The following is a 23,191-nucleotide window of genomic DNA, read 5'->3' on the forward strand; positions in this document are numbered from 1 at the left end:
GCCGCCCTTCACCTATCTTGGCCATACGAGACTGTGGACGACGCCAGGGGGCCGCGATCCTCGCTGGACGTCATGTGAGGAGGCGCTGTGAGCGGCGACCCGTGGGGCCGTGTCGACGAGGCGGGCACCGTGTACGTACGCACGGCGGACGGCGAGCAGGTCGTCGGCTCGTGGCAGGCCGGGTCCGCCGAGGAGGCTCTGGCCTACTTCGAGCGCAAGTACGACGGACTGGTCGTCGAGATCAACCTGCTCGAGCGCAGGCTGCAGACCACCGACCTGTCCGCCAAGGACGCCAACACGGCCATCGAGCACCTGCGTGAACAGGTCGACGCGCACCACGCGGTGGGCGACCTGGATGCCCTGCGGACCCGCCTGGATCGGCTCGCGTCGAAGGTGGAGAAGCGCCGCGAGGAGCGCAAGGCGCACCGGGCAAAGCAGACCGAGGAGGCGCAGCAGGCCAAGGAGGAGCTGGTCGCCGAAGCGGAGCAGTTGGCGACAAGCGACCAGTGGCGCCCGACCGGCGAGCGGCTGCGGGCGCTCGTGGACGTCTGGAAGGGCCTGCCACGACTCGACCGGAAGACCGACGACGAGCTGTGGCACCGCTTCTCGCACGCCAGGTCCACTTTCTCCAAGCGCCGCAAGGCCCACTTCGCGCAGTTGGACAACCAGCGGGAGGAGGTACGACAGCGTAAGGAGAAGCTGGTCACCGAGGCCGAGGCGCTCTCCGGGTCCCGGGACTGGGGACCGACCGCTGCGAAGTACCGCGAGCTGATGCGCGAGTGGAAGGCCGCGGGCCGTGCGCAACGCGAGCACGAGGAGGATCTGTGGAGCCGCTTCCGCGGCGCGCAGGACGTCTTCTTCCAGGCTCGGGGCGAGGCGTTCGCCGAGCGGGACAGCGAGCAGCGGGAGAACCTCACGCACAAGGAGGAGCTGGTCGCCGAAGCGGAGAAGCTGCTGCCGATCACCGACCTCCAGGCGGCGCGGCACTCCTTCAGGTCGATCAACGAGCGGTGGGACGCCATCGGCCATGTGCCGCGGGAGAGCAAGGCGAAGATCGAGAGCCGCCTGCACGCCGTCGAACGCGCCCTTCAGGAAGCGGAAGAGGTGGAGTGGCGGCGGAGCAACCCGGAGGCCAGAGCCCGGGCTGCGGGGCTCACCGGACAGCTGCAGGAGGCGGTCGACTCGCTGCGGGCGCGGGTGGAGCAGGCCCGTGCGGCGGGCAACTCCGCCAAGGCCGAGAAGCTGGAGAAGGAGCTGGCGGGGCGACAGGCGCTGCTCGACCAGGCGCAGAAGGGCCTGGAGGAGTTCGGCGGCTGACGGCTCGGCCGAGAACGCGACCCGCCGTACCGGGTGCACACGGCGCTTCCTGCGCCGAGGGGACGCTCAGGGGCGGCGGGTCGACGTCACCCGGTACACGTCGTACACGCCCTCCACCCGACGCACCGCCTTGAGCACGTGGCCGAGATGCTTGGGGTCGCCCATCTCGAAGGTGAAGCGGGAGGTGGCCACCCGGTCACGGGAGGTCTGCACCGCCGCGGACAGGATGTTGACGTGCTGGTCCGAAAGCACCCTGGTGACGTCGGAAAGCAGCCGGGACCGGTCGAGCGCCTCGACCTGGATGGCGACCAGGAAGACCGAGGACTGGGTGGGGGCCCACTCGACCTCGAGAATCCGTTCCGGTTCGCGGGACAACGAGTCGACGTTGACGCAGTCGGCACGGTGCACCGACACTCCGCTGCCCCGGGTGACGAAGCCGATGATCGGGTCGCCGGGCACGGGCGTACAACAGCGGGCGAGCTTGACCCAGACGTCGTCGACGCCTTTGACCACGACGCCCGGGTCCGCGTTGGTCCGACGCTTGCCCTTGTTCAGTGGCGGTGTGGTCTCCGCGATGTCCTCGTTGGCCGCGTCCTCACCGCCGACCGCGTGGACGAGCTTCTCGACGATGCTCTGCGCGGTGACATGTCCCTCGCCGATGGCGGCGTACAACGCGGAGATGTCGGAGTACCGCATCTCATGCGCGAGGGTGACCAGCGAGTCACCGGTCAGGATGCGCTGGATGGGGAGGTTCTGCTTCCGCATCGCTCGCGCGATGGCGTCCTTGCCCTGCTCGATCGCCTCGTCCCGGCGCTCGCGGGTGAACCAGGCGCGGATCTTGTTACGAGCCCTGGGCGACTTGACGAAGTTCAGCCAGTCCCGGGAGGGGCCGGCGCCGGACGCCTTGGAGGTGAACACCTCCACCAAATCGCCGTTGTCCAGGGTGGACTCCAAAGACACCAGGCGACCGTTGACCCGTGCCCCGATGGTGCGATGACCGACCTCCGTGTGCACAGCGTAGGCGAAGTCCACCGGTGTCGCCCCGGCCGGCAACGCGATGACGTCGCCCTTCGGAGTGAAGACGAAGACCTCGTTCCTAGAGAGGTCGAACCGCAGCGACTCCAGAAACTCGCCCGGGTCCTCGGTCTCCTTCTGCCAGTCGAGCAGTTGGCGCAGCCACGTCATGTCGTTGAACGTGTCCCCCTCCGCGCCCTTCCCGGACTTCTTGGGGGCTTCCGTGCGCACCTTGGAGGCTCCCGCGACCGCCTCCTGCTTGTACTTCCAGTGCGCCGCGATGCCGTACTCGGCGCGGCGGTGCATGTCGAACGTGCGGATCTGGAGTTCCACCGGCTTGCCGCCGGGTCCGATCACCGTCGTGTGCAGCGACTGGTACATGTTGAACTTCGGCATCGCGACGTAGTCCTTGAACCGGCCGGGCACCGGGTTCCAGCGGGCGTGCACGGTGCCGAGCGCGGCGTAGCAGTCGCGGACGGTCTCCACCAGGACGCGGATGCCGACCAGGTCGTAGATCTCCGCGAAGTCCCGGCCCCGCACGATCATCTTCTGGTACACGCTGTAGTAGTGCTTGGGTCGTCCGGTGACCGTCGCCTTGATCCGGGCACCGCGCAGGTCCGCCTGCACCTCGTCGGTGACGACGGCGAGGTACTCGTCCCGCTTGGGCGCCCGCTCGGCGACGAGCCTCACGATCTCGTCGTACATCTTCGGGTAGAGGATCGCGAACGCCAGGTCCTCAAGCTCCCACTTGATGGTGTTCATGCCCAGTCGATGGGCCAGCGGGGCGTAGATCTCCAGCGTCTCGCGGGCCTTCTGCTCCTGCTTCGCCCGCTTGAGATAGCGCATCGTGCGCATGTTGTGCAGCCGGTCCGCCAGCTTGATGACCAGCACACGCGGGTCCTTCGCCATGGCGACGACCATTTTGCGTACGGTCTCGGCCTGGGCGGCCTCGCCGAACTTCACCTTGTCCAGCTTGGTGACGCCGTCCACGAGCAGCGCCACCGCGTCGCCGAAGTCCCTGCGCAGGGTCTCGAGGCCGTATTCGGTGTCCTCCACCGTGTCGTGCAGCAGACCCGCCATAAGCGTCGCGGGGTCCATGCCCAGCTCGGCCAGGATCGTCGTCACGGCGAGCGGGTGCGTGATGTACGGGTCGCCGCTCTTGCGCTTCTGGCCCCGGTGCCAGCGCTCGGCCACCTGGTAGGCGCGTTCGATCTGGCGCAGGGTGGCGGACTCGATCTTCGGATCGTTGCTGCGCACTATCCGCAGGAGGGGCTCCAGAACCGGGTTGAACGGACTGGCGCGCTGCATGCCCAACCGGGCCAGCCGCGCGCGTACGCGGTTCGACGAGCCGGAACGACCGGAGACCCCGGACACGGGACGCGCCGAGGAGCCGTGCGACGGGGCGTCCGAGGGCTCGGCTCCCGAGACAGCCGCCGACGCGCCATCCCCGGCGGACGGCTTCTGCTGCTTTCTGGCGCCGCCACCGCTCCCCTCGGTCGGGAGCCCGGATTCCGCGTCCTGGCGCTGGGCGGCGGTGAGTGGCTGGGCCTCGTCTGGCACGTGCACTACTCCTCGGTGGACCCCGTTTGGACTGCCATGGTAACGACCTCACGGGCACGGCAGCCTCTCGCGGGCGATGGAGCGGTTCGGTGGTGCCCGCCCTCCTGGGGAGGCCCCCGGCGGCGGGCACCACCCACGCTCAGACCGTGATCAGCGCTTCCAGCGGAGCCGCCCCCAGCGTGGGGGCCAGACGGGAGCGGCCATCGAGGAAGCCCAGTTCGAGTAGCACGGCGACGCCGACGACCTGCGCCCCCGCCTGCCGGATGAGCTGGAGCGAAGCCTCGGCCGTACCGCCGGTGGCCAGGACGTCGTCGATGACCAGGACCCGGTCGTCCTCGGCGAGATCCTCGGCGTGTATCTCGATCTCGGCGCTGCCGTACTCCAGCTCGTAGGACTCGGCGAGCGTCGCGCCGGGAAGCTTGCCGGCCTTACGGACGGGGATGAAGCCGATCCCGGCTCGCACCGCCGCGGGCGCGGCGAGGATGAATCCCCTGGCTTCCAGACCGACCACCTTGGTCGCGCCGAACTCCACACAGGCGTCGGCCAGCGTCTCGGTCAGTGTGGAGAACGCCTTCGGGTCGGCGAGCAACGGAGTGATGTCCTTGAACTTCACCCCTGGTTTCGGGTAGTCGGGCACGTCCCGGATACGGCTGACCAGCAGCTCCCGCACCTCTGGTGCTACGGCGAATGTCATGCGGTCACCTGCGCTTTCCCGATGGACGGCCACGGTTTCGGTTCCGTGCGGCCGGCTGACGACGTGTCGAGGGCCGGCGCTCCGGGGCGGCGCGCTGACCGCCCACCCCGGCAGGTTCCTCCTGTGCGTCCCTCGGCTCCGCGTCCTCGTCGACCGGTTCGTCGTCGTGCGCGTCCTCCGGTGCCGCGCCGCCCGCGTCGGACGTGCGGCCCGCGCTGGCCTTGGCGCGTCGGCCCAGCACCCGCCGGGTGTGTTCCTGAACGGCGGGATCACGGAACTTGAGATCGACGGTCACCGGGGTTGCGATCATGACCGACGACCAGGTGCCCGCGGTGAGACCGATGAACAGCGAGAGCGAGATGTCCTTGAGCGTCCCGCCGCCGAGCAGTCCGCTGCCGATGAACAGCAGCGCGCCGACCGGCAACAGGGCGACCACGGAGGTGTTGATAGAGCGCACCATCGTGCCGTTCACGCCCATGTTGGCCAGCTCGCCGTAGGTGTGACGCTGCTGCTTCTCGAAGTGCCGCGTGTTGCTCGTGACCCGGTCGAAGACGACCACGGTGTCGTAGAGGGAGTATCCGAGGATCGTGAGGATGCCCACCACCGTCCCGGGCGTCACCTCGAAGCCCACGATGGCGTACACCCCTACGGTGATCGCCAGGTCGTGCAGCAGTGCGACCAGTGCCGCGATGGCCATCCGCCACTCGAACGTGATGGCCAGATAGACGCTCACCAGAGCAAGGAAGATCAGGATGCCCTGGAAGGCCTTCTCGGTCATCTGATCGCCCCAGCTGGGGCCCACCAACTCGGCGTTGATCTTCTCCGCCGCGATGCCCATCTCGTCGGCCAGAGCGGCACGTGTCTCGCCGGACTCCTCGGTGTCCAGGCCGGTCACCTGGATACGCAGCACGTCCCCGCCCAGCTGCTGGACCTCGGCCTCCTGGCCGGAGGTCTTCTCCGCGATGCCGCGGGCGTCCTCCACGGAGAGCTGGGTGGACGGCGTGGTGAAGACCGCACCGCCCTGGAAGTCGATGCCCATCTGCAGCCCGCGCACGCCCAGTCCGGCCAGCGCGATGATGACCAACAGCACCGTGACGGCGTACCAGCGCTTCCGGTTGCCGACGAAGTCGTAGTCCGTCTCGCCGCGGGCGAGCTTGCGGCGAACTTCACCAAGCCGTGACATCTCACGCTTCCTTCGGTTCGGAGGTGGCGGCTGTGGAACGACGGCGCCGCAACGGGGGGTTGCCGAACCGCTTGGGGTCGAGACCGGACCACGGACGACCGCTGGCGAAGAACTTGCGCCCGCCCAGGAACGTCATCAGCGGCTTCGTCAGCAGGAACACGATGATGACGTCCACAACCGTGGTCAACCCGAGCACGAAGGCGAAACCCTGCACCGAGCCGACGGAGACAAGGAACAACACCACCGCGGCGATGACGGACACCACATCGGACACCACGATGGTCCGTCTGGCGTCCGGCCAGGCCCGCGCGATGGCGGGGCGTACCGTACGGCCCCCGCGGAGTTCGTCCCGCACCCGCTCGAAGTAGACGATGAACGAGTCCGCCGTGATCCCGATCGCCACGATCGCGCCGCACACCGCGGGGAGGCTCAGTGCGAAGCCGATGGTCGGGCCGAGCAGGGTCATGATCGTGTACGTGAGGACGGCAGCGACCCCGAGGCTCGCGACAGCGACCAGGCCGAGCAGCCGGTAGTAGAAGACGAGATACAGCACCACCAGGGCGAGACCGATGCCGCCCGCGATCAGCCCCGCGTCCAGCTGGTCACTGCCCAACGACGGGGAGATGGTGGTGACGTTGCTCTCCTCGAAGGTCAGGGGCAACGCGCCGTAGGACAGGATGTTGGCCAGGTCCTCGGCCTCCTCCTGCTTGAAGTCACCGGAGATCTGCGCGTCGCCGGCCAGTCGCTCGCTCACCGACGGGGCCGACATGACCTCGCCGTCCAGGACGATCGCGAACTGGTTCTGCGGCTGCTGCTTCTGCGCGAGCTCGCCCGTGATGTCGGCGAACTGCTTACTGCCCTTGTCCCCGAAGGACATCTGAACGATCCAGCCGCCCTGCTGCTGGTCCAGCGCGGCGCTGGCCTCGTCGACGTTCTTGCCCTGGACAGCGACCGGGCCGAGGGCGTACTTGACCGGCTGCTCCTGGTCACAGGTCAGGACCGGCTCGCTCGCCTTCGTCTGGGCGGCCTCCCGGGCCGCCTCCGAACGGGCCTTCGGTGTGGAGCAGTCGAGCTTCGCGAAGTCCTTCTGCAGGTCCTTGGGGATGCCGGCTCCGGGAGGTGGCGCGTTCGGATTGGGCATCGGCGGCTGCGAGGGCTGCTTCGGCGTCTTCTGCGACCCCTCCGGGTCGTCCTTGTCCGTCAACCCGTCGGTGACGGCCCGGCCCTGACTGTCGGCCCCGGCGGACGGGGTGGCTTCCGAGGCGTCGCCCTGGTCCTGCTTATTGTCCTGGTCCTGCTTCTCGTCCTTCGAGTCACCGGACTTGGAAGGGCTCGGACTCGGCTTCTCGGGTGGCTGGGACTGCGCGATGGTCAGCACCGGCCGGAACTTCAGCTTCGCCGTCGTGCCGACCTGCTCACGAGCCTGCTTCTCGTTCGTCCCCTTGGGGATGTTGACAACGATGTTCTCCTCACCCTGAGTCTGTACCTCGGCCTCCGAGACGCCGAGACCGTTGACCCGGCTGTCGATGATGGAGACCGCGGTGCTCATGTTGGTCGGATTGATCGCGTCCTCGCCCCCGGGCTGTTCCTTGGCCGTGAGCGTGATACTGGTGCCGCCAGCGAGGTCGATGCCCAACCGCGGAGTCGTCTCACCAGAGAGGAACATCCCACCCGTGAGCGCCACCATCAGGGCCAGGAGAGCCAGCAGAGCCCGCCCCGGCTTCCCGTAGCCCCCTTTGGACCTGCGGCCCTTTTTCGGTGCTGCCACCTTGTCGTGTCTCCTGTCCAACCGCCCGCGATGGACCAAGAGCAGGGCCCATCGCGGCGCGGCACGCGAAGTGGTCTACAGGTGTCTCTGCCCGCCGGGGTCGAGAGCCGGCCGGCGGAGCGGGCGCTACTTGGCCTCGGAGTCGCCCTTGCTCTGGCCACCCTTGCCCGGCGTCGGGGCGTCCTCGTCGTCCTCGAGCTCGTCGTCCGCGGCGGAGTCAGCCCGCTTGCCGAGATCGATCTTCCCGTCGTCCTCCCCGTCCTCGGCCTCGGTGAGCTCCGAGGCGTCGTCCGGTACGACCGGGGCGTCAGCGGTCTTGAGATCGCTCGGCTCGCCGTGGACGATGCGGTCGTACTCCTCCGGCTCGAGGACCACGGCTACGGCGTTCTTGGCGTAGAGGGCGTGGGTGCCCTCATCCACCTCAAGAAGCACCGCGTCATCGCGGACCTCCAACACGGTGGCGTACATGCCTCCGATCGTCTTGACACCGGTGCCTGGCTGCATCTGGTCCCGCATCTCGGCGGCCTTCTGCTGCTTCTTCTTGGCGGACCGGGTCATCAGGAACATGGCCCCGATGAGCACGATGAAGGGGAGGAGAGTCACGATATTCACGGCGGAGAGAAGTCCTTCGTACGACCGCGGGTGCGGCCACTTATTCGGGGGCGGAGCGCCGTCCGGGGCGGACGACGTCGGCGGAGTCTAAGCGAGCTGTCGCCAATGGAACAACGTCAAGCATGGCACTCAGGTTCCTGTCCCGGCGAGTCCCCGCACCGTCAAGCTTCGAACAGCCCGCCCTGCCCCGCCCCGCCCGGTGCACCGGAGCCGCTCTGTCGCGGCGGTGCCAGCCCGAGGTGGGCCCAGGCCGCGGGGGTGGCGACCCGTCCTCTGGGCGTCCGGGCGAGCAGCCCCTCCCGTACGAGGAACGGCTCGGCGACCTCCTCCACCGTGTCCCGTTCCTCACCCACCGCCACGGCGAGGGTGGACAGTCCGACCGGGCCTCCCCCGAAGAGTTTGAGCAGGGCGTGGAGCACGCCGCGATCCAGCCGGTCCAGACCGCGCTCGTCCACCTCGTACACCGCCAGGGCCCGGGCCGCGGTGTCCCGGGTCACCAGGCCGTCTGCCTTGACCTGGGCGTAGTCACGGACCCGGCGCAACAGTCGGTTCGCGATCCGCGGCGTGCCCCGGGAACGTCCCGCGATCTCCGCCGCGCCCTCCTCGTCCGTCGTCACCTCGAGCAACCCGGCGGAACGATGCACGACCTTTTCCAGCTCGGGTGGTTCGTAGAACTCCATGTGCGCGGTGAACCCGAAACGGTCCCGCAGCGGCGGAGGCAGCAGTCCCGCCCGGGTGGTGGCGCCCACCAGGGTGAACGGCGGGAGCTCCAGCGGGATGGCGGTCGCTCCCGGTCCCTTGCCGACGATCACGTCGACCCGGAAGTCCTCCATCGCCATGTAGAGCATCTCCTCCGCGGGACGGGACATCCGGTGGATCTCGTCCAGGAAGAGCACCTCGCCCTCCTGCAGTGAGGAGAGGATCGCCGCGAGATCACCGGCGTGCTGGATGGCCGGTCCGGAGGTGATCCGGATCGGTGCCGCCATCTCCGCCGCGATGATCATGGCGAGGGTGGTCTTGCCCAGCCCGGGGGCACCGGAGAGGAGCACATGGTCCGCGGTGGACCCTCGGGCGCGAGCCGCCCGCAGCACCAGGTCCAGCTGCTCGCGGACCTTGCGCTGGCCGATGAACTCCCCCAGGTCCTTGGGGCGCAACGCGGCTTCGACGGCCTGGTCCTCCCCGTCGGCGAAGGCCGCCACCAGACGCTCGTCGCCCGCTGCCGGCACGCCCGCGGCTGGTGCGGCGGTGCTGTCCCCGGTCGATGGGGCTTCGCTGGTCTCATCCCGGTTCATGCTCGTCAGCCTCGGTCGGTCGGGGGCGTGCGGAGGGTTCGTACGGGGCGGGCGGCTCGGCGAGGGCGCTGCGGAGCCGCCCGGGGCGACTCGTGGACCGGCTGCTCACCGCGCGCGGTTCAGTGTCTGCAGCGCGGCCCGCATGAGCTGCTGCATCGACGGTGTGCCGCCGTCCCTGCTGGCTTCGGCCGCCTGTCCCGAGACGGCCTGGACGGCGCCCTCGGCCTCCCGGCGGGCGTATCCCAAGCCCACCAGGGCGGTGAGGAGTTGTTCGTGCCAGGGCTCCGGAGCGGCGGCCGACGGCGCCGGGCGTGCCACGGCGGTGCCGCCGACCGGTTCGCCGAGCCGGTCCCGCAGCTCCAACAGAAGCTTCTGGGCCCCCTTCTTGCCGATCCCGGAGACCGCCGTCAACGCCTTCTCGTCCCCCGTCGAGACCGCCAACCGCAGCGCGTCGGGGTGGTGTACCGCCAGCATGGCCTGGGCGAGTCGCGGGCCTACCCCGCTGGCGGTCTGCAGCACCTCGAAGGTCCGACGCGCGTCGTCGTCCGGGAAGCCGTACAGCGTGAGCGAGTCCTCCCGCACCACCAACGAGGTGGCCAGTCTGGCGTGTTCGCCGACGCGCAGGCCGGCGAGGGTGTCCGGGGTGCACTGCACGGCCATGCCGACACCACCCACCTCGAGCACGGCGGTGTCCGGGCCGAGTGAGGCCACTGGGCCGGCGACGAAGGCGATCATACGGTGCTGCCCTTCGATGAGCCGGCGCCCCTGCCGGAGGCGGGGCCCGGGGTACGGACGGCGGCGTTCGCCCGCTGCAGACGGTGCTGCGCCGGTGCCCGCCAGATGTGGCAGATGGCCAACGCCAGCGCGTCGGCGGCGTCCGCGGGTTTGGGCGGCGACTGCAACCGCAGCAGCCGCGTCACCATGGCGCCGACCTGGTCCTTGCCGGCCCTACCGGTCCCGGTGACGGCGGCCTTGACCTCGCTCGGGGTGTGCAGTGCGACGGGGAGCCCACGACGCGCGGCACAGAGCATGGCGACCGCGCTGGCCTGAGCGGTGCCCATCACCGTGGTGACGTTGTGCTGGCTGAACACCCGCTCCACGGCGACCACTTCGGGCCGTTGCTCGTCCAACCACCCGTCGATGCCCCGCTCGATGTGGACGAGCCGCTCGGCGATCGCCGCGCCGGACTCCGTACGCACCACGCCGACCGCGCACATACTCAGCCGTCGTCCGGCCGTGCCCTCGACCACGCCGACACCGCAACGGGTCAGCCCGGGATCGACCCCAAGAACGCGCACACCACACTCCCCTCGCTTCCGGCGATCTCCGTCCGTCGGCCTCAGCCACCACCGGGGTGGCCCACCTCCGGCACGGTTCCGTCGGCCACGACCTTAGCCGTCGACACTGACAACGCCCCGCGGCAGAGCGGGAGGCCGGGGAGCGTGCGCGCGCCACGGCACCGGCGTCAGGCGTCGACCTTCGCCAGCACGTCGTCCGAGACGTCGAAGTTCGCGAAGACGTTCTGCACGTCGTCGCTGTCCTCCAGCGCGTCGATCAGCTTGAAGATCTTGCGCGCGCCGTCCTCGTCCAACTCGATCTGGACGCTAGGCAGGAAGCTGTTGTCGGCGGACTCGTAGTCGATCCCCCCGTCAACCAGCGCCGTGCGTACCGCCACGAGATCCGTGGCCTCGCTGATGACCTCGAAGTTCTCCCCCAGGTCGTTGACTTCCTCGGCGCCGGCGTCGAGCACCGCGTCCAACACGTCGTCCTCTCCCAGTTCGCCCTTGGGCACCAGGACCACGCCCTTGCGCGTGAACAGGTAGGAGACGGAGCCCGGGTCGGCCATCGAGCCGCCGTTGCGCGTCATGGCGACCCGCACGTCGGAGGCCGCGCGGTTGCGGTTGTCCGTCAGGCACTCGATGAGTACGGCGACGCCGTTCGGTCCGTATCCCTCGTACATGATGGTCTCGTACTCGGCACCGCCCGCCTCGAGCCCGGCGCCGCGCTTCACGGCACTGTCGATGTTCTTGCTCGGGACCGAGTTCTTCTTCGCCTTCTGGATGGCGTCGTAGAGCGTAGGGTTGCCCTCCGGGTCGGCGCCCCCCGTACGGGCCGCAACCTCCACGTTCTTGATCAGTTTGGCGAAGAGCTTGCCGCGCTTGGCATCGATCACGGCCTTCTTGTGCTTGGTGGTTGCCCACTTAGAGTGGCCGGACACAGCCTTGCTCCTTCGACGTCAGCGACAGATCCATCGGCAGATCCTACCGTCCGGGCGTCATCCCGCCGCCCGCACCATGCTCGCGAACAGCGCGTGTACCCGGTGGTCTCCGGTCAGTTCCGGGTGGAACGAGGTCGCCAGCAGCCGGTCCTGGCGCACGGCCACCGGGTGGCCCTCGTAGCGCGCGAGCACCCGCACCCGGGCACCGGTCGACTCGACCCACGGCGCCCGGATGAACACGCCCCGCACCGGCTCCCCGTCCACGTCCGCCAGGTCCAGCGGCGCCTCGAAGGACTCGTTCTGCCGACCGAAGGCGTTGCGCCGCACGATCATGTCGATGCCGCCGACGGTCTCCTGCCCGGAGCGCGGGTCCAGGATCTTGTCCGCCAGCATGATCATGCCGGCACAGGAGCCGTACGCCGGCATCCCCGCCGCGACTCGGGCACGCAGTGGTTCCAGCAGTCCGAAGACGGCGGCCAGCTTGGACATGGTGGTGGACTCGCCACCGGGCAGCACGAGCCCGTCCACCTCGGCCAGTTCCTCCGGACGGCGCACCGGCTCAGCGCGCGCGCCGGCGCCGCTCAGCGCGGCGAGGTGTTCACGTACGTCGCCCTGGAGGGCGAGAACGCCGATGAGGGGCTCGCTCACGGGTGACCTCCCTTGCGGGTACGGATGCGGGTGCGGTTACGGACGCGGGGTTACGCGGTGTGCCGCGCGCGGTTCGCGCCCGTCCGCCGCGACGCCCCGAACGGACCCGGCTCAAGCATGAGCGCAGGGTGATCGGACCAGGTCCGGGCCATCAACCGCCCGAGGCGCGGTACTCCGAATCCGGGAGGACGCCGCGGTTGATGTCGTGGTCCAGGATAACGAATGTCTTGTTCGCTGACCTATGCCGGCACTGCCACAGACGACGAAGACGGGAGGAGTGGTTCCACGCCGCCAAGCAGGCTGGTGGAGAGCTTCACACCGCCTCGGCGGGAAGGTTCTGCTCCGCCCACCGACGTCCCGGCTCGGGATCAACCCCGAAACTCCGCGCGTAGAGTTCGTGGATCTCCCTCCACGACCCGTGCGCCTCCTCGTCTGAAAGGTGGCCACCGGCCAGATGCGGCTCGAGCCGGGAGAGGTAGATCTCCCAACCGGTCGCGGTCTGCGCGGCGGGCAGGTCATCGATGACGTGGGTGAAGGTCAGCCGGCACCCACCCGACTCCTCGACCAGTTCGAAGCTCTGCGACTGACCACCCAGGCTCCAGGTCAACAGGTGGGGGGCATCGACTTCGACGACCTCCAGAACCGCTCCCCGAGGTCGATGGACTCGCCGCTGATCGGCGTCCAGTCGGCCGCCCCCGGGAAGAACTTCCTGAGCTCGGACGGCACGCTGACTGCCTGCCAGACGCGCTCGATCGGGTAAGCGATCAGGCGCTCGAATCGAAGCGCCGGCCTACCGTCGATGCTCTCTAGCGTTCCGTACCCCTGGTCGCCGGACATGGTCGCTCCTGAGTCCTGATCGGGTCAGCGCGCGGAGGCCGCGCGTAACGGCGTGTGATGGAGTGAGGCTCGCGGCAACCGTCTGTGACAGCACTCACGGACCCGGTCGCCTCCAGCGGATCAAGGGTCGCGAACGGCCCGTTGTGGAGAACCCGAGAACATACTCGCCGCCAAGTGACCCCAGGCTCGAACAATGTCTGATCGTCCCGGTCACGGAGTTCACCAAGCACGGCCCTGCAAGCGCCTCGTACGAGCTGTGCACAGCAGCGACGATAGGCAATCTTTTGGTTGCATGTCAATCAACGGGCGGCGAGACGAATCGCCGCGGCCCGGCGGACGAACTGACCCGTCGGACCAGCTCGTCCGCGTACGACAGCGTCGCGGAACCCCGCGATGGCGCTCGGGAAGCCGTCTGCGCTGGCGATGTCGTGCACGACCCCTCGCCGATACCGTGTTCCAGGATCGCCGGGCGGAGGATCAGCCGGCCGCCAGCGTCGGCGGGATCAGCAGACCCCGCCGATCGCGCTGGACGCCGCGGCCAACCGGGGCGGAACCGCGACCGTCACCATCCGCGCGAGGCGTAGCGCTCCGTCTCCGGGAGGGTGTCGCAGTTGATCCCGACCATGGCGTCGCCGAGGCCACGGGAGGCGTCCGCGACCACCTTGGGGTCGTCGTGGAAGGTGGTGGCCCGCACGATCGCCGCGGCGCGCTTGGCCGGGTCGCCGGACTTGAAGATCCCGGAACCCACGAAGACGCCCTCCGCACCCAACTGCCGCATCAGCGCGGCGTCCGCAGGGGTGGCGACGCCGCCGGCGGAGAACAGCACCACCGGCAGCTTGCCCAGTTCGGCGACCTCCCGCACCAGCTCGTACGGCGCCCGCAGCTCCTTGGCGGCGGCGTACAGCTCGTGGTTGTCCAGCGCCCTCAACTGACCGATCTGCGCCTTGATCTGCCGCATGTGCCGCACCGCCTCCACGACGTTGCCGGTGCCGGCCTCACCCTTCGAACGGATCATGGCCGCGCCCTCGGCGATGCGCCGCAGGGCCTCACCGAGGTTCGTGGCGCCGCATACGAAGGGGGTGGTGAAGGACCACTTGTCGCTGTGGTTGACCTCGTCGGCCGGGGTGAGGACCTCCGACTCGTCGATGTAGTCGACCCCGAGCGCCTGCAGCAGCTGCGCCTCCACGAAGTGCCCGATGCGGGACTTGGCCATCACCGGGATGGAGACGGCCGAGATGATGCCGTCGATCATGTCCGGGTCCGACATGCGCGCCACCCCGCCGTCCTGGCGGATGTCCGCGGGGACCCGCTCCAGCGCCATCACCGCGACGGCGCCGGCGTCCTCGGCGATCTTCGCCTGCTCCGGGGTGACGACGTCCATGATCACGCCACCCTTGAGCTGTTCGGCCATGCCGCGCTTGACGCGGGCGGTGCCGGTCTCGGGTGCGCTGCCGGACGGGACGGAGGATGTGCTGGACACGGTTCGACCTCACTCGACGGGGGAAGACGACGGTTCGACACGACCATCGTAAGTTCGCGCGACCAGGTTCCCCGAACGGCCCGGCGGCCGGAAAGGGCCAATCGCGGCACGGTGGCCTGCACAATCGGTCCGCTGGGCCGGTCCTGAGCGCTGCTGTGGCATCCGTCACTCGCCCGGCACCGGCTCAGCGGGACGCGTCATCCGCCCGGTCGGTCAACACCGGCGGTGGCTCGTCGTCCATCTCGAAGGCCAGGGGCGCCGGCGCGTGCCCGGCCAGCCGGAACCAGCGCACCTTGCGGTGTCGCCGCAGCGCCCGGGCCGCTCGTACGGAGTCGTTGTGGAACCTCCGGGCCATCGGCACCCGGCGTACCGCCGCGGCCAGTTCGTCCGCGGTCGTGCCGCCGCCCAGCGCGCCGCGTACGGCCTCGAGTTGGCGCCGCTCCGCGAACACCGCCCGCAGGGCCTGGCTCAGAGCGCTCTCCGCCACCTCCCGCGTCTCCTCCTGCGCCTGCCGCGCGTCATGCGCGGCCTGGTAGAGCACCATCGAGGCGGCGGGATCGAGAATGCCCGCGGTCGCCAGCTCCTGAGCGACCGAGGCGCGCCGCAGCAGTTGGGCGTCCAGGGCGGCCCGCGCGGCGTCTACCCGGGTGTGCAGGCGGTCCAGCCGGCCGGCGGTCCAGCTGAGATAGACGGTGATCAGCAGGAGTACGACGACGATCCAGATCAGGCCGATCAAGGCTGCTCCAGCTTCTGCGCGCGGGCCGGTCAGTCCCGCGCGGCCAGGCCGAGCCGAGCGCGGAATCCGGCGCGTTCGTCGGGGGCGACCGATGCGGCACCATCGGTGACGGTCTCATAGACGGAGAGGATGTCAGCGGCGACCTTCGGCCAGTCGAACCGACTGACGTGGACGCTTCCGCGGCGCCGCAGCTCGGCGCGGGCCTCCGGATCACCCAGCAGCCGGCTGGCGGCGTTCGCGAGCGCGTCGGAGTCCTCGCTGGCGAAGAGGCGGCCGGCCGTGCCCCCGTCCAACACCTGGGCGAACGCGTCCAGGTCGCTGGCGAGCACGGGCGCGCCCGAGGATAGCGCCTCCACCAGGATGATGCCGAACGACTCCCCGCCGGTGTTCGGCGCGACGTACAGATCCACGCTACGCAGCAGCCGCGCCTTGTCCTCGTCACTGATCACCCCGAGGAACTCGACCCGCTCCCGGGACTCCGCCGGGAGATGGGCCATCGCCTCCTCCCGGTCGCCCCTCCCCGCGACCAGCAACCGAATCTCCGGGTGCGCCTCCAGGATGCGCGGCAGGGCACGAAGCAGCACCGGCAGTCCCTTACGGGGTTCGTCGATACGGCCGATGAAACCGATCGTGCCGCCCTGCCACTCCGGTCTCGGTGACGCGTGGGCGAAGAAGTCGACCGACACGCCGTTCGGGATCACGACCGCGTCGCCCCCGAGATGCTCGACGAACGTGCGCCGCGCGTACTCGCTGACCGCTATCCGCGCGCTGATCTTCTCCAGGGCCGGCTGCAGGATCGGATACGCCGCCACCATCGCCCGGGAGCGCGGGTTCGAGGTGTGGAAGGTCGCCACGATGGGTCCCTGGGAGGCCCAGCAGGTCAGCAAGGAGAGCGAGGGGGTCGCCGGCTCGTGGACGTGCAGTACGTCGAAGTCTCCCTCGTGCACCCAGCGTCGTGCCCGGGCCGCGGAAAGGAAGCCGAAGTTCAGCCGGGCCACCGAGCCGTTGTACGGCACCGGCACCGCGCGACCCGCGGAGACGACGTACGAGGGGAGCTGCTGCTCGTCATCGCTGGGCGCCAGCACGGACACCTCGTGTCCCTGCTGGATCAGGTGCCCCGCGAGGTCCCGGATGTGGAACTGGACGCCGCCGGGCACGTCCCAGGAGTACGGGCAGACCATCCCGATCCTCATGTGCCCTCCCTGTCACGTGTACCCGTTTCCTCCCCCGCCGAGCGGTCCGCGACCCACAACGGCTGCAGCATGTGCCAGTCCTGCGGGTGCGCGGAGATCCCGGTGGCGAACACGTCGGCCAGCTGTTGCGTCATCGCTCCCGCCTTCTCCCGTCGGGTGCCCACGTCGGGCACCTCGACCGCCGGATGCACCCGGCCGCGCAGCCGCGGCGTCTCCTCGAACCAGAGGGTGACGGGAAACAGCAGCGCCCCGGTCTGCTGGGCCAGCAGCGCCGGACCGGCCGGCATCCGCGCCGACTCTCCGAAGAAGCTCACCGGCAGCCCGGTATCGGACAGGTCCCGGTCGGCGACCAGGCAGACGAGTCCACCGCCCCGCAGGCGGCGGGCGAGCGTCCCGAGCGCGGAGCGTCCGTCGTGCGGCAGCACCTCCATGCCCAGACCCTCGCGGTAGGCCACGAAGCGGTCGTACAACGGCTCCGGCCGCAGGCGCTCGACGACGGTGGTGAACGGCGTCCGCAGATGGGTGGTGACCCAGGCGGCGGCCAGGTCCCAGTTCGCCAGGTGCGGCAGCGCGAGGATCACGCCCCGCTCGGAGGCGATTCCCTCGGTGAGCCGGTACGCGTCCTCTATGTGGACGTTCCGCGAGATCTGCCCGTCGCTCCACGCGGGCAGCCGGAAGGACTCCATCCAGTACCGCAGATAGGAACGCATGCCGGCCCGCGACAGCTCTCGTAGCCGCGCCGGGCCGGCATGTGGTACGACCCGCGTCAGATTCCGCTCCAACTGCCGGACGCCGACGCCCCGGCGCCGCCAGGCGCCGTCGGCGATCCGCCGGCCCAGCGCCACCGCGACCGGCTCGGGGAGCCGTCGGACCCCGGCCCAGCCGAGGCCGTACAGCGAGCCCGCGAGACGCTCCCGGGCAGCGGACCTCACGCCTCCTTCCCGGCTTCCTCCGAGCCGGGTGGGACATCGGCGTCCTCTGGTGCCCCGGCCTTCCGCGTCGACGTCTCGCCCGTCGGCTCCGCGGACTCCGCGGACTCTGCCGGCTCCGCGGACTCCGTGCCCGTCGTCTCGGCCGCGTCCGCCTCCGCGGCCTCACGGCGCACGGTGACCATCCGCTGTACGAGGGTGATCAGCGAACCGACGGCTACCAGCCACAGCGCGATCGGCAGGAGGACCTCGATGTACGGCACCCCGAAGGCGTGCAGGCCAGCCAGACCTGTCGCCACCAGCGAGATGACCAGCCGCTCCGCCCGTTCGACCAGCCCGTTGACCCGTACCGGCAGACCGATGCTCTCCCCGCGTGCCTTGGTGTACGAGACCACCTGGCCACTGGCGAGGCAGAAGAGCGCGACCGCGCACAGGATCAGGTCGTCGCCCCGGCCCGCGTACCACAGCGCCAGCCCGCCGAACACCGCGGCGTCGGCGACCCGGTCGAGCGTGGAGTCCAGGAAGGCCCCCCACCGGCTGGACCGGCCCAGTCGGCGCGCCATGCTGCCGTCCACCAGGTCCGAGAACACGAAGAGGGTGATCACGACCGTGCCCCAGAAGAACTCTCCGAGGGGGTAGAAGACCAGCGCACCCGCGATCACACCACCCGTGCCCACCAGGGTTACCGTGTCCGGACTCACCCCGAGACGCAGCAGCAGGGTGACGAACGGCGTGAGAACACGCGTGAAGAAGGCACGCGCGTACTTGTTCAGCATGGCTTTCCCGAAGGGTCGATACGTACGGTCACCCCGGCGGGCCACCGGGTGGGGGCCATCGTAGTCAGGCGCCCACCGCGGACCGCGAAGGCGTATGCCCATACTCGCGCCACGGAGCCCGCCGGTCCGCTGGCGGACGGTGCCGTCGCGACGTATGGACGAGCCGTGCGGACGGTGGAAAGCTCGAGGAGTCGCGGTGTTCGCGGCTCCAGTCCAGCACGTGCCACCGAAGGGCGGGACACATGGGCGACAAGACCACCACTCTCCCCGGAGCCGCTGGCCGAGCGCACACGGTTGACCAGCCCGCCGGTCTGCGGAACGTCGTGCTGGTGGGACCGAGTGGTTCCGGCAAGACCACTCTGGTCGAGGCCCTGGCCCAGGCCGCCGGAACGGTGCGCCGGGCCGGCCGGGTGGAGGACGGCGGAAGCCTCTCCGACTACGACGAGATCGAGCACCGGCAGCAGCGTTCGGTACAGCTGTCACTGATACCGGTGGAGTGGGAGGGCGTCCGGATCAACCTGCTGGACGCCCCCGGATACGCCGACTTCGTCGGCGAGCTGCGCGCCGGACTGCGAGCTGCCGACGCGGCGCTGTTCGTGGTCTCGGCCTCCGACGGCATCACCGCGGCCAGCAAGCTGACCTGGGAGGAGTGTGCCGCCGTGGGCATGCCACGGGCCCTGGTCATCACCCATCTGGAGGCATCACGCTCGGACTTCGCCGAGATGACGGAGCGCTGCCGGCAGCTGCTCGGCGACGACGCCCCGGACACCGTGCTGCCGCTCTACCTCCCCACCTCCGGCGAGCCCGACGGGTCCGGGCACGCTCCGGTGACCGGGCTGCTCGGGCTGTTGTCCCGCCGGTCGTTCCAGTACGCCGACGGCGTACGGCAGGAGTACGAGCCGCCCGCTGACCAGCACTCCCGCCTGGAGGAGGCACGCAACGAGCTGATCGAGGCGATCATCGCGCAGAGCGAGGACGAGGCGCTGATGGACCGCTATCTCGCCGGGGAGTCGTGCGAGGTCGGGACGCTGACCAACGACCTGGAGAAGGCCGTCGCACGCGGCACCTTCCATCCGGTGCTGGCCGCCGCGCCCGCGGCGGACGGCGGCCAGCAGGGCATGGGCACCCTGGAGCTGCTGGAGCTGATCACCAGGGGCTTCCCCGACCCACGTGAGCGCGAGGTGCCCGGGGTGCGTACACCCCGGGGAGCGCCACACGCCCCGTTGTCCTGCGACCCCGCGGGGCCCTTGGCCGCCGAGGTGGTGAAGACCTCCTCGGACCCGTACGTCGGCCGGCTTTCTCTGGTCCGGGTCTTCTCCGGCACGCTGCGTCCGGACGAGACGGTGCACGTCTCGGGACACGGTCTGGCGGACCGGGGCCGTCCGGACCACGACGTGGACGAACGGGTGGGAGCCCTCTCGACCCCGTTCGGGAAGCAGCAGCGCTCGCTGAGCAGCGCGATCGCCGGGGACCTGGCCTGCGTCGCGAAGCTCGCCCACGCCGAGACGGGGGACACCCTGTCCGCCCGAGGGGATCCGCTGGTGATGGAACCGTGGGTGATGCCGGAGCCGCTGCTGCCGGTGGCCGTCACGGCACACAGCAAGGCGGACGAGGACAAGCTCTCCCAAGGGCTCTCCCGGCTGGCCGCGGAGGACCCGACTATGCGGATGGAGCAGAATCAGGACACCGGCCAGGTGGTGCTGTGGTGCCTGGGCGAGGCCCATCGGGAGGTCGCGCTGGAGCGGCTGCGCGAGCGGTACGGGGTGGCGGTGGACGCCGTACCGCATCGGGTGCCGTTGCGGGAGACCCTCGCCGGGCCCGCGACGGGGCGTGGTCGGCACGTGAAGCAGTCCGGTGGGCACGGGCAGTTCGCGATCTGCGAGATCAGCGTGGAACCCTTGCCGGGCGGCTCCGGGATCGAGTTCGTCGACAAGGTGGTCGGCGGGGCCGTGCCGCGGCAGTTCGTCCCGTCGGTGGAGAAGGGGGTGCGTGCCCAGGCGGCGAAGGGCGTGGCCACCGGTCACCCCCTGGTGGACGTACGGGTCACGCTGCTGGACGGCAAGGCGCACTCGGTGGACTCCTCGGACGCGGCCTTCCAGACCGCCGGCGCCCTCGCGCTGCGGGAGTGCGCCGCGAACGCCGGGGTCCGGGTGCTGGAGCCGGTGGCGGACCTGCAGGTGACCGTCGCCGACGAGTACGTGGGCCCGGTGATGAGCGATCTCTCCGGTCGGCGCGGCCGAGTCAGCGGCACCGAGCAGACCGAGGGCGGCGACACCCGCGTACGGGCGGAGGTCCCGGAGGCGGAGCTCGGCCGGTACGCGGTGGACCTACGATCGGTCGCGCACGGCACGGGACGGTTCTCCCGGGCGTATCTGCGGCACGAGCCGATGCCGGAACACCTGGCGGAGAGGATCCTCGACGCACGCCGGAACGGCGGCTGACCGACGCTACGCTGTAGGGGCATCGCGCAACGGGTGTGCGTGCCTCGGAGGTTGGGAACAACTCCGGGGGCACATGGCGGACTGAACAACGGGGCGCGCCCGGCGGACGTACACGACATCTCGGCAGCAGGGTGGGGACGCAGTGTTCGACGACCTCAGCAGTGAGGAGAGCGAGGTCCCTTCGCTCGACTTCAGTCCCGGCGCGGAGGTCCCGCTCTCCGGCTCGGCCGGACAGACCGCGGCCACCCAGGCGTTGGCCTCCGCCGCCTACCGGGACGGCCCGGTCTCGGACCTGCTCGCGGCCAACGAGGAGAGCGGCTTCAAGGCCGCGCGGTTCTCCCTCTTCGAGCCGAACCTCGGCGAGGCGTTCGCCCGTGCGGTGCAGGTACGCCTGCTCGGCGGGGCACGCAAGCCCGTCATCCAGTCCTTCGGTACGGAGCCCCAGACGGTGGTGGAGCACTGCCTGGCGGCGACCCGTATCCGCAAGGAGCGGGACACGCGTCTCACCGTCGTGACGGCGATCTTTGGCCTGTTGTTCCTGCCGGGCTCGCTGCTCTGGCTGATCTTCTTCCAACTGCGTCGGACGCTGTCCCGGATCAACGGCAAGCGGGAGAAGTCACTGGCCGTCGCCAAGCTGGCGGCGCTCTCCGGGGCCGGCGGCCTCGCCGCGTCCGTGGGCGCCGTGGTGCTGGCCGTGTTGGCCGCGCTGGTCGTGATCGCGGCGGTGGCGGCGATCCAGCTGCCGATGACCGGGCTCTGGCTGTTGTACCTGCTCGCCATGCCGGTGGCGCCCATCGTGGGCTGGTGGATCGCCAAGCAGGTGTCGGAGCGTTACGCCAAGAGCCTCCGCGGCCACTGGGACGCCCTGCTCGGTGGCAGCGGTGTCGGCCCCAAGGTGCCCGAGACGGTGCCACAGGACCCCGGCGACGAGGGTGCCGAGCGGATTCGGCTGAGTCTGGCGAAGCTGTCCGCCGAGCAACGCAGCAACATCGTCTTCTACGCCGGCCCCAAGGGGATCCTCGGCATGGGCACCCGCTGGGGAAGCTGGCAGCTGGCCGAGGAGCTGGTGCCCAGCGACCCTGGTCGCGAGATCGACGGTTTCCGCAGCTGGGACGTCGTGCGCGCGATCCATGACCAGTTGCGGATGCTGGAGCGTGGCCCGCTGCACACCGGTGGGTTCCCGACCCCGACCGTACGGCACTGGGTCGTCACCCCGATCGGTGAAGGGGCCAAGGAGGTGTCGCGCACGGAGACGGACTCCGAGACGGACGCCTACCGCGTCAAGACCTTCGAGATCCAGCGCATCTGCAACGAACAGCAGTTCGGCAGTGGCAACCGACACTACCTCGGCACCCAGTTCGTCCTGTGGGACGGGCAACTGGTCCTGACGTACCTGATCTCGGTGACCGTCCTGCACCACACCCTGCGCATCGAGGTCACCGGCAACGCCCTCGGTCCGGTGCACCGCTTGTTCACCACCAAGCCCTCGCCGAAGACCAAGACGGTGTCCAAGAGCGTCAAGTTCTGGGAGACCAAGGACGTACAGCTGCCTCTGGTCAGCGCGGCCGAGGTGGTACGGCTCGCGGTGCGGGCACCGTTCACCTGGTTCCCCGCCGTGCTGGACTACCTGGGCGGCAAGCTGACGCTCCCGGAACCGTTCGGAGTGCGGCACACGTGGGCGGAGAAGCCGTGGCGGCACCGCTTCATGGCGGACGACGCGCTCCGGGCCGCGACGCCCGTGCTTCGTGTGGTGCACGCCGCCGCCATCCGGGTGCTGGACGAACACGGCTGTGACACCACGCAGTTCGGCTCCGGTTCGAAGGCTCTCAGCGGATCGATTCCGGGTGCCGAGCCACGTAAGGCGGACAACTACGACGCCTGAGCCGACGTGCCGCCACGCGCCGGCCTGGGTAGCCGCCCGGGTCGGTGCGTGGCGTGCGGCTCAGCTCGCCGGCCAGGCCGAGGCCAGCAACCGGCGGGTGTCCGCCAACAGTTGCGGCAGGATCTTCGTGTGGCCCACCACCGGCATGAAGTTGGTGTCGCCGCCCCAGCGGGGCACGATGTGCTGGTGCAGATGGGCCGCGATACCGGCGCCCGCGACCGCGCCCTGGTTCATGCCGATGTTGAAACCGTGCGCCCCGGATGCGGTCCGCAGTGCCGTCATCGCCCGCTTGGTGAACTCCGCGAGCTCGACCGTCTCCTCGAAGGAGAGGTCCGTGTAGTCCGCCACGTGCCGGAAGGGAACCACCATCAGGTGACCGCCGTTGTACGGATAGAGGTTGAGCACCGCGTAGACCTGCGCGCCACGGGCGAGCACCAGCCCGTCCTCATCGCTCTTGGTCGGGATGGTGCAGAAGGGGCACTCATCCCCCGGGCCCGCCCCGGTTGGCTTGTTCTCACCCTGGATGTACGCCATGCGGTGGGGCGTCCACAGGCGCTGGAACGCGTCCGGCGCCCCGACCCCGAATTGCTGCTCCGGCTCGCTCGTCATAC

The 23,191-nt window shown here is 69.9% G+C and carries 21 protein-coding genes; 3 read left to right on the forward strand and 18 right to left on the reverse strand.

Annotated elements, in window-relative coordinates; translation table 11 throughout:
• Positions 1-87: 87 nt before the first annotated feature.
• A complete protein-coding gene (locus AN216_RS18735) occupies positions 88-1,317 on the forward strand; it encodes a DUF349 domain-containing protein (RefSeq protein WP_070197866.1) in 1,230 nt (409 codons plus the stop codon).
• 66 nt (positions 1,318-1,383) lie between these two features.
• On the opposite strand, the gene AN216_RS18740 is transcribed toward AN216_RS18735, so the two are convergent.
• The 17 genes from AN216_RS18740 to pgsA form a co-directional block, all read right to left on the reverse strand.
• Positions 1,384-3,891 (reverse strand): RelA/SpoT family protein, encoded by a 2,508-nt coding sequence (locus AN216_RS18740; protein WP_070197867.1) that lies wholly within the window; start codon positions 3,889-3,891, stop codon positions 1,384-1,386.
• Between the two features lie 139 nt (positions 3,892-4,030).
• Entirely contained in the window at positions 4,031-4,585 is a 555-nt protein-coding gene (locus tag AN216_RS18745) for an adenine phosphoribosyltransferase (protein ID WP_070197868.1), read from the reverse strand.
• Between the two features lie 4 nt (positions 4,586-4,589).
• Complete coding sequence (secF, locus tag AN216_RS18750) at positions 4,590-5,768, reverse strand: protein translocase subunit SecF (protein WP_070197869.1); 1,179 nt, start codon at positions 5,766-5,768, stop codon at positions 4,590-4,592.
• Position 5,769: 1 nt separating this feature from the next.
• Positions 5,770-7,536 carry a protein translocase subunit SecD gene (gene secD / locus AN216_RS18755; RefSeq protein ID WP_070197870.1) on the reverse strand — a complete coding sequence of 589 codons (1,767 nt, stop codon included), beginning with the start codon at positions 7,534-7,536 and terminating at the stop codon, positions 5,770-5,772.
• Positions 7,537-7,662: 126 nt separating this feature from the next.
• The gene (yajC, locus tag AN216_RS18760; protein WP_070197871.1) at positions 7,663-8,148 is read right to left on the reverse strand and encodes a preprotein translocase subunit YajC; all 486 of its coding nucleotides are present in this window, start codon (positions 8,146-8,148) and stop codon (positions 7,663-7,665) included.
• Positions 8,149-8,309: 161 nt separating this feature from the next.
• Positions 8,310-9,440: a Holliday junction branch migration DNA helicase RuvB gene (gene ruvB, locus AN216_RS18765; RefSeq protein ID WP_070197872.1), complete on the reverse strand. Its 1,131-nt coding sequence runs from the start codon at positions 9,438-9,440 to the stop codon at positions 8,310-8,312.
• 105 nt (positions 9,441-9,545) lie between these two features.
• Positions 9,546-10,175 (reverse strand): Holliday junction branch migration protein RuvA, encoded by a 630-nt coding sequence (ruvA, locus tag AN216_RS18770; protein ID WP_070197873.1) that lies wholly within the window; start codon positions 10,173-10,175, stop codon positions 9,546-9,548.
• Entirely contained in the window at positions 10,172-10,738 is a 567-nt protein-coding gene (ruvC, locus tag AN216_RS18775) for a crossover junction endodeoxyribonuclease RuvC (protein ID WP_070197874.1), read from the reverse strand. Before ruvC ends, ruvA begins: the two co-directional genes overlap by 4 nt.
• Positions 10,739-10,905: 167 nt before the next feature.
• A complete protein-coding gene (locus AN216_RS18780; protein ID WP_070197875.1) occupies positions 10,906-11,658 on the reverse strand; it encodes a YebC/PmpR family DNA-binding transcriptional regulator in 753 nt (250 codons plus the stop codon).
• A gap of 57 nt (positions 11,659-11,715) precedes the next feature.
• A complete protein-coding gene (gene pdxT, locus AN216_RS18785) occupies positions 11,716-12,306 on the reverse strand; it encodes a pyridoxal 5'-phosphate synthase glutaminase subunit PdxT (protein ID WP_070197876.1) in 591 nt (196 codons plus the stop codon).
• Between the two features lie 313 nt (positions 12,307-12,619).
• A complete protein-coding gene (locus AN216_RS18790) occupies positions 12,620-12,913 on the reverse strand; it encodes an SRPBCC family protein (RefSeq protein ID WP_420855767.1) in 294 nt (97 codons plus the stop codon).
• Complete coding sequence (locus AN216_RS30295) at positions 12,910-13,143, reverse strand: SRPBCC family protein (RefSeq protein ID WP_244502528.1); 234 nt, start codon at positions 13,141-13,143, stop codon at positions 12,910-12,912. Before AN216_RS30295 ends, AN216_RS18790 begins: the two co-directional genes overlap by 4 nt.
• A gap of 562 nt (positions 13,144-13,705) precedes the next feature.
• Positions 13,706-14,623: a pyridoxal 5'-phosphate synthase lyase subunit PdxS gene (gene pdxS / locus AN216_RS18795; protein WP_070197877.1), complete on the reverse strand. Its 918-nt coding sequence runs from the start codon at positions 14,621-14,623 to the stop codon at positions 13,706-13,708.
• Between the two features lie 184 nt (positions 14,624-14,807).
• A complete protein-coding gene (locus AN216_RS18800; RefSeq protein ID WP_070197878.1) occupies positions 14,808-15,359 on the reverse strand; it encodes a hypothetical protein in 552 nt (183 codons plus the stop codon).
• Positions 15,360-15,388: 29 nt separating this feature from the next.
• Positions 15,389-16,552, reverse strand: coding sequence for a glycosyltransferase family 4 protein (locus tag AN216_RS18805; RefSeq protein WP_070197879.1), 1,164 nt, complete (start codon positions 16,550-16,552; stop codon positions 15,389-15,391).
• On the reverse strand, positions 16,549-17,484 hold the full coding sequence (locus AN216_RS18810) for a phosphatidylinositol mannoside acyltransferase (RefSeq protein ID WP_070197880.1): 936 nt from the start codon (positions 17,482-17,484) through the stop codon (positions 16,549-16,551). Before AN216_RS18810 ends, AN216_RS18805 begins: the two co-directional genes overlap by 4 nt.
• Positions 17,481-18,257 (reverse strand): phosphatidylinositol phosphate synthase, encoded by a 777-nt coding sequence (pgsA, locus tag AN216_RS18815; RefSeq protein WP_170843168.1) that lies wholly within the window; start codon positions 18,255-18,257, stop codon positions 17,481-17,483. The genes AN216_RS18810 and pgsA overlap by 4 nt, the downstream gene beginning before the upstream one ends.
• A gap of 242 nt (positions 18,258-18,499) precedes the next feature.
• On the opposite strand from pgsA, the gene AN216_RS18820 reads away from it, so the two are divergent.
• Together AN216_RS18820 and AN216_RS18825 are read left to right on the forward strand one after the other, a co-directional pair.
• Positions 18,500-20,698 carry an elongation factor G-like protein EF-G2 gene (locus tag AN216_RS18820; protein WP_070197881.1) on the forward strand — a complete coding sequence of 733 codons (2,199 nt, stop codon included), beginning with the start codon at positions 18,500-18,502 and terminating at the stop codon, positions 20,696-20,698.
• A gap of 142 nt (positions 20,699-20,840) precedes the next feature.
• Positions 20,841-22,580: a hypothetical protein gene (locus AN216_RS18825; protein WP_070197882.1), complete on the forward strand. Its 1,740-nt coding sequence runs from the start codon at positions 20,841-20,843 to the stop codon at positions 22,578-22,580.
• A gap of 60 nt (positions 22,581-22,640) precedes the next feature.
• Here AN216_RS18825 and AN216_RS18830 read toward each other — a convergent pair whose 3' ends face one another.
• On the reverse strand, positions 22,641-23,189 hold the full coding sequence (locus AN216_RS18830) for an HIT family protein (protein WP_070197883.1): 549 nt from the start codon (positions 23,187-23,189) through the stop codon (positions 22,641-22,643).
• Positions 23,190-23,191 lie beyond the last annotated feature (2 nt).

Source organism: Streptomyces oceani, from assembly GCF_001751245.1.
In the GTDB taxonomy this organism is placed as follows: Bacteria; Actinomycetota; Actinomycetes; order Streptomycetales; family Streptomycetaceae; genus Streptomyces; species Streptomyces oceani.

Bases quoted from the DNA above. Each gene is read 5' to 3' on its own strand.
- ruvA (WP_070197873.1), bottom strand. From the start codon at position 10,175: ATGATCGCCTTCGTCGCCGGCCCAGTGGCCTCACTCGGCCCGGACACC.
- pgsA (WP_170843168.1), bottom strand. From the start codon at position 18,257: ATGCTGAACAAGTACGCGCGTGCCTTCTTCACGCGTGTTCTCACGCCG.
- AN216_RS18745 (WP_070197868.1), bottom strand. From the start codon at position 4,585: ATGACATTCGCCGTAGCACCAGAGGTGCGGGAGCTGCTGGTCAGCCGT.
- AN216_RS18830 (WP_070197883.1), bottom strand. From the start codon at position 23,189: ATGACGAGCGAGCCGGAGCAGCAATTCGGGGTCGGGGCGCCGGACGCG.
- AN216_RS18820 (WP_070197881.1), top strand. From the start codon at position 18,500: ATGGGCGACAAGACCACCACTCTCCCCGGAGCCGCTGGCCGAGCGCAC.
- ruvB (WP_070197872.1), bottom strand. From the start codon at position 9,440: ATGAACCGGGATGAGACCAGCGAAGCCCCATCGACCGGGGACAGCACC.
- AN216_RS30295 (WP_244502528.1), bottom strand. From the start codon at position 13,143: ATGTCCGGCGACCAGGGGTACGGAACGCTAGAGAGCATCGACGGTAGG.
- AN216_RS18805 (WP_070197879.1), bottom strand. From the start codon at position 16,552: ATGAGGATCGGGATGGTCTGCCCGTACTCCTGGGACGTGCCCGGCGGC.
- secF (WP_070197869.1), bottom strand. From the start codon at position 5,768: ATGTCACGGCTTGGTGAAGTTCGCCGCAAGCTCGCCCGCGGCGAGACG.